This is a genomic window from Propionibacterium cyclohexanicum (assembly GCF_900111365.1).
In the GTDB taxonomy this organism is placed as follows: Bacteria; Actinomycetota; Actinomycetes; order Propionibacteriales; family Propionibacteriaceae; genus Propionibacterium; species Propionibacterium cyclohexanicum.
The window spans coordinates 1-4404 of sequence record NZ_FOGZ01000048.1; the positions used below are offsets into that span (position 1 = coordinate 1).

The 4404-nt window shown below is 65.2% G+C and carries 6 protein-coding genes; 4 read left to right on the top strand and 2 right to left on the bottom strand.

Going from position 1 to position 4404, the window contains the following annotated elements:
- The coding region (locus BMX93_RS12500; RefSeq protein WP_245725861.1) for a transposase at window positions 1-334 on the top strand (334 nt) is incomplete at its 5' end.
- A 170-nt stretch (window positions 335-504) separates the two neighbouring features.
- A complete protein-coding gene (locus tag BMX93_RS12505; protein WP_091971650.1) occupies window positions 505-870 on the top strand; it encodes a helix-turn-helix domain-containing protein in 366 nt (121 codons plus the stop codon).
- Between the two features lie 41 nt (window positions 871-911).
- Here BMX93_RS12505 and BMX93_RS12510 read toward each other — a convergent pair whose 3' ends face one another.
- Both BMX93_RS12510 and BMX93_RS12515 read right to left on the bottom strand, forming a co-directional pair.
- The gene (locus BMX93_RS12510) at window positions 912-1499 is read right to left on the bottom strand and encodes a ClpP family protease (RefSeq protein ID WP_091971653.1); all 588 of its coding nucleotides are present in this window, start codon (window positions 1497-1499) and stop codon (window positions 912-914) included.
- Window positions 1496-2161, bottom strand: coding sequence for a ClpP family protease (locus tag BMX93_RS12515; RefSeq protein ID WP_091971656.1), 666 nt, complete (start codon window positions 2159-2161; stop codon window positions 1496-1498). Before BMX93_RS12515 ends, BMX93_RS12510 begins: the two co-directional genes overlap by 4 nt.
- A gap of 450 nt (window positions 2162-2611) precedes the next feature.
- On the opposite strand from BMX93_RS12515, the gene BMX93_RS12520 reads away from it, so the two are divergent.
- Together BMX93_RS12520 and BMX93_RS12525 are read left to right on the top strand one after the other, a co-directional pair.
- Window positions 2612-3046 carry a hypothetical protein gene (locus BMX93_RS12520; protein WP_091971659.1) on the top strand — a complete coding sequence of 145 codons (435 nt, stop codon included), beginning with the start codon at window positions 2612-2614 and terminating at the stop codon, window positions 3044-3046.
- A 221-nt stretch (window positions 3047-3267) separates the two neighbouring features.
- Window positions 3268-3999, top strand: a complete 732-nt coding sequence (locus BMX93_RS12525; RefSeq protein WP_143052923.1) for a hypothetical protein — start codon at window positions 3268-3270, stop codon at window positions 3997-3999.
- The last annotated feature ends 405 nt before the right edge of the window (window positions 4000-4404 follow it).

The following is a 4404-nucleotide window of genomic DNA, read 5'->3' on the forward strand; positions in this document are numbered from 1 at the left end:
ACGCCACACCCGCCGAGTTCGAGCACGCCCACTACGCAGCCCTCAACCGAGAGCCGCAACCCGCATAGGAGCGGCCGAAAACCTGGGGCGCTTCAGGTCCAACAATCCGATCGAGCGCCTGAACCGGGAGATCAAACGCCGCGCTGACGTCGTCCAGATCTTCCCCGACCGCGACTCCGTGACCCGCCTCACCGGCGCGGTTCTGCAGGAGCAGCACGAGGAGTGGCAATACGGCGAACGCCGCTACTTCTCCGACATCTCCATGCGCAAGCTCGTCCACACCCTCCACGAGCACACCGAACCCGCACGCCCCGAGCTCTACCTCACCGCCTAACCATCGCCCACCATCAGGAAACAACGGAATGACACCACGGCACGGGACTTGACCCGCCTCTCGCGACTGTGGCTGTTCTCTCGTGTCCTGGCGTGTAAGGGGCGAGCGGGTCCTCTGCTCACGGCAGAGCTGCACGCCCTGGCGAGGACGGGGCTGCCTAGCATGAACCCATGACCTTGACCCCAGCCCCATTCCTGCCGCCCCGGCACCCGGTGCCCGGGCCCGCGCGCACTGGCGGCTCAGAGCCCCTGTGGCGCGAGGTGCTCGGTGATCTGCTGCGCAGCGTGCGCCACAGCCGCGGCGAGACGCTCGGCGAGATCGCGAACCGGGCCGGCGTCTCGCCTCAGTACCTCTCGGAGATCGAGCGCGGGCGCAAGGATCCCTCCAGCGAGATGATCGCCGCAGTGGCCGGTGCGCTGGACCTGAGGTTGGCTGATCTGACGGTCGCTGCCGCCGCCCGACTCATCACAGTGCCGTCCCCGCACCAGCCATCCGCACGGCTCCTGCCGCGCGTCGAGTTGGCGCTCGCAGCCTGAGTCGATGAGCCTCGTGGCCTGCGGTGGGATGGCTGGGGCGATCATCGCAGCTCGATCACCTGGTCGAGGAGACCATAGTCGAGTGCCCCCGAGGCGGTGAACACGCGGTCGCGATCGGTGTCTGCGCGAAGCCGTTCGGGACTCTGGCCGGTGTGCCGGGCGAGGAGGGCTTCAATCTCGGCCCTTATCCGCACCACCTCGTCGGCCTGGACAATGAGGTCGGGGATCGAGCCCTGGCCTTGCGCCGCAGGTTGATGCAGCACGATCCGTGCATGGGGGAGGGCGGATCGTTTGCCGTCCGCTCCGCCTGCCAGCAGGTCGGCTCCGACCCCCACGGCCTGGCCTACGCAGGTGGTGGCAACCTGGCTGCGGATGTAGCGCATCGTGTCGTAGACGGCCAGCATCGCGCTGGGATCCCCGCCCTCGCAGTTGATGTAGAGCTGAACATCACTGTCCGGACTGCTCGATTCCAGATACAGCAATTGTGCGATGAGGGCGTTCGCGACCCCGGCATCAATGGCGGTGCCGAGGTAGATGATGCGCTCGGTGAGCAGATGAGAGTAGACATCCATGATCCGCTCACCGCGTGGGTTCTGCTCGATGACGTGGGGGATCGTATAAGAGCTCATGCGTTGCTCCGTTCCGTCGAGGGGTTGGCTGGTCGGCAGAGGTCTGACGGGGCTTCGCCGCGGAAGCCGAGCCCGGTGTGCCGGGTGGGCCGGATCTGGTCGAAGGAGGTGACGACCGCGTCGATGAACCCGTACTCGCGTGCCTGCTCGGCGGAGTACCAGTGATCGTGCAAGGAGTCCTCGAAGACACGATCCACCGATTGACCAGTGTCCTCGGCGATGAGCCCGAGGACGACGTCGCGGGTGTGGCGCAGATCGTCGGCCTGCAGCTCGATGTCGACAGCGCTGCCACCGATTCCCGCAGAGCCCTGGTGCATGAGCACACGGGCGGACGGCAGGGCACGTCGTTTGCCCCTGGCGCCAGCCGAGAGCAGGAACTGTCCGGCGCTGCAGGCGATGCCGAAGGCGAGCGTTGAGACCTCACAGGGCACGGTCTGCATGATGTCGCGGATCGCGAGCATGGCTGGCACAGAGCCTCCCGGCGAATGGATCCACAGGGAAATCTCCGAGGCGGGATCCTCTGCGGCCAGCGAGATGAGTTGCGCGGCGAGCAGGGTGCCGTTGTCATCGTCGAGGATCCCGTCCAGCACGAGGACCCGGCGTTCGTAGAGTTCGCGGCGCACTCGCTCGGTGAACAGTGGTGTCTTTGGGGTTTCGGTCATGCGTCCACGCTGCCGCGATCGAGGGACGATCCACGATCGATGCTGCTCCCAGCGGCTCTGCCCACAGCAGGGATCCGGGATGGAGCCAGGGACGGCGGTGAGGGATCCATCCCGATGGTTTCGCGCAGTGGGCGATGTTCGTTCGGGTGGATTTCATCCGACTAGTGGGTATGCCGGGTTGCCTGTCGCGTGGGTGAGATGGGGTTGTGGATAACGGTGGTCGGGGCGCGTTGGGATGTCATGATGTTCGGACCATGTCTGCTGCCCGCCCCCCAGGAGGCTCTCGTGCGTGGGTTCCGTGACGGTGTTGTCCGGTGGTGCTGTTGTGCTGTCGTTGTGGTGAGCCTTGGCAGTGCGGCTGGATGCGGGTCGAGTCCGCCAGGTGCACCGCCGGCTGCCGTTTCTTCGGGGTCGGCGACGCCCTCCGCTGACGTTGTGGTCAGTGCATCGATGTCGCAGGCCGAGCTGGATGCCGAGGCGGAGCGTGTCTATCGGGCCTTCTTCGCCGAAGAGCAGAAGGTCCTGCTCGCCGGCGGGGCAGAGGAATTGCCGGAGTCGGTGAAACCATACATTACCGGTGACTTTGAGAAGATGATCGAGGCTGGTTTCCAAGAGGTCCATAGGAATAGATGGAAGCTGCAGCCCGACAGGAGTGCAGAGATTGTTGCTCTCAAGCCGGATCATTCACTTCTTTCGGTGGAGGTACTGGCTGCTCTCGTTACTTGCTCGGACTCGAGGTCAAGCGGTTTTCTGACATCTGAAGGTGAATTACTCCCTGGCGGAATAGACTACGCATCACTATATTTTTCACGAAATACGGACGGCCAATTGAAGGTATTCAACAGTAAGAGTGAAGAGGTGACCGCGTGTCCGCTCGAAGGATGATCCCGTTAAGCCTTTCGGTTCTGATCTTATTTACCGTGGCACCTTGTTCTTCTACAAGCGCTGATTCATGTAGTGGGTCATGGAGATTCGCGTCCTCGGTTTCATTGTGCGTTGCCGGAGGATCCGTGGGCGTGACGGCACGAGTCGAAGATAGGAGCGACTCGATCACAGAAGGCTCGTCTCCAACCAGTGGTATCTCGGATTCCAGCCTCGGGGGCTCGGTGCCGGATTACGTGGATCTTGGTGTCGTGTCGGTGGCTCCCGAGGGACTGGTCGGTTCCGGCTCGGTTCCCGCACAACGTGAGATGGTGGGCCGGTTTGGGGACCAGACCCGGATACGGGAGATCGGCCCTGACGGGCGCCCGATCGGTGTCGACACGCTGTGGGACCTCGATCCCGCCGTTGACGACCCGCCCGCACCCCAGGCCCCCGCACCCGACATCCCGACCGCTCCACCACCCTCACCCGCAGCGCCTGCGACGGTGGATGTGGCAGCCCTGGCCCGCCAGGCCAGCGCCCGGCTTGACCTGCCCGCCGCCGAACTGCGCATCGATCCCGACCCTGCTGACAACGAATGGCACGCCGGAGCCGTGGGCGAACAACTGTGGCTGTGGACCCCCGACCCGGGCCCCCAGACCACCCGGGTAGTGGAGCAGGGCGTCGAGATCACCCTGGCCGCCACCCCGGGCCCTCTGCGCATCGACACCGGCGACCACACCCAGCTGACCTGCACCCGCACCGACCGCCTTGTCGGCGACTTCCACAACCAGCCCTCGCCCTCGTGCGGACACGCCTATCAGACCCCGGGCCGCTACACCCTCACTGCCACCAGGACATGGCAGGTCCAGTGGGCTGCCCTGGAGCACACCGGCACCCTGGCCCTCACCGGCCCCGCGAGCCACCATGACCTCGACATCATCGAACTGCATTCCGTCCTCGTGCCAAACCGCTAGCAGGCTCCCCTTCCAGCCGGTCAGTACGCGGGCTGGGCGAGGAGCGCCTGCCGCCAGGGGAACATCTCGGTCCAGGCAGCGTCGCAGGCGTGCTTTTTCTACCCAAAGTTGCCCCTACCCGGGCCCTGGTCGCCCGCGGGGACCAACGTGCGTCAGGAATAGCACGCCAGTCACCATCAGTGCGCCCAGTTGCGCACCCCAGTCCAAGCCCCGCGGGCACTGAACCTTCCCTGCAGACCCTTGTGGGGAGCGACGCGAGTTCTCCGGTCCGACACCGGGGGTCGAGCAGTTCTTCGCCTGGGGAAGCGGATTGCTGGCTCTTCATAGATGAGGGTGTAGGGCATGTCGCGCGGTCGGGTGGCGCGTCGGTGTGGGGGGAGGGGTCGAGGTCTTCCGAGGATGGAG

What these genes read in the sequence shown, in the direction of transcription:
- BMX93_RS12505 (WP_091971650.1), top strand. Translation starts at nt 505, where the DNA reads ATGACCTTGACCCCAGCCCCATTCCTGCCGCCCCGGCACCCGGTGCCC.
- BMX93_RS12510 (WP_091971653.1), bottom strand. Translation starts at nt 1,499, where the DNA reads ATGAGCTCTTATACGATCCCCCACGTCATCGAGCAGAACCCACGCGGT.
- BMX93_RS12515 (WP_091971656.1), bottom strand. Translation starts at nt 2,161, where the DNA reads ATGACCGAAACCCCAAAGACACCACTGTTCACCGAGCGAGTGCGCCGC.
- BMX93_RS12520 (WP_091971659.1), top strand. Translation starts at nt 2,612, where the DNA reads ATGTCGCAGGCCGAGCTGGATGCCGAGGCGGAGCGTGTCTATCGGGCC.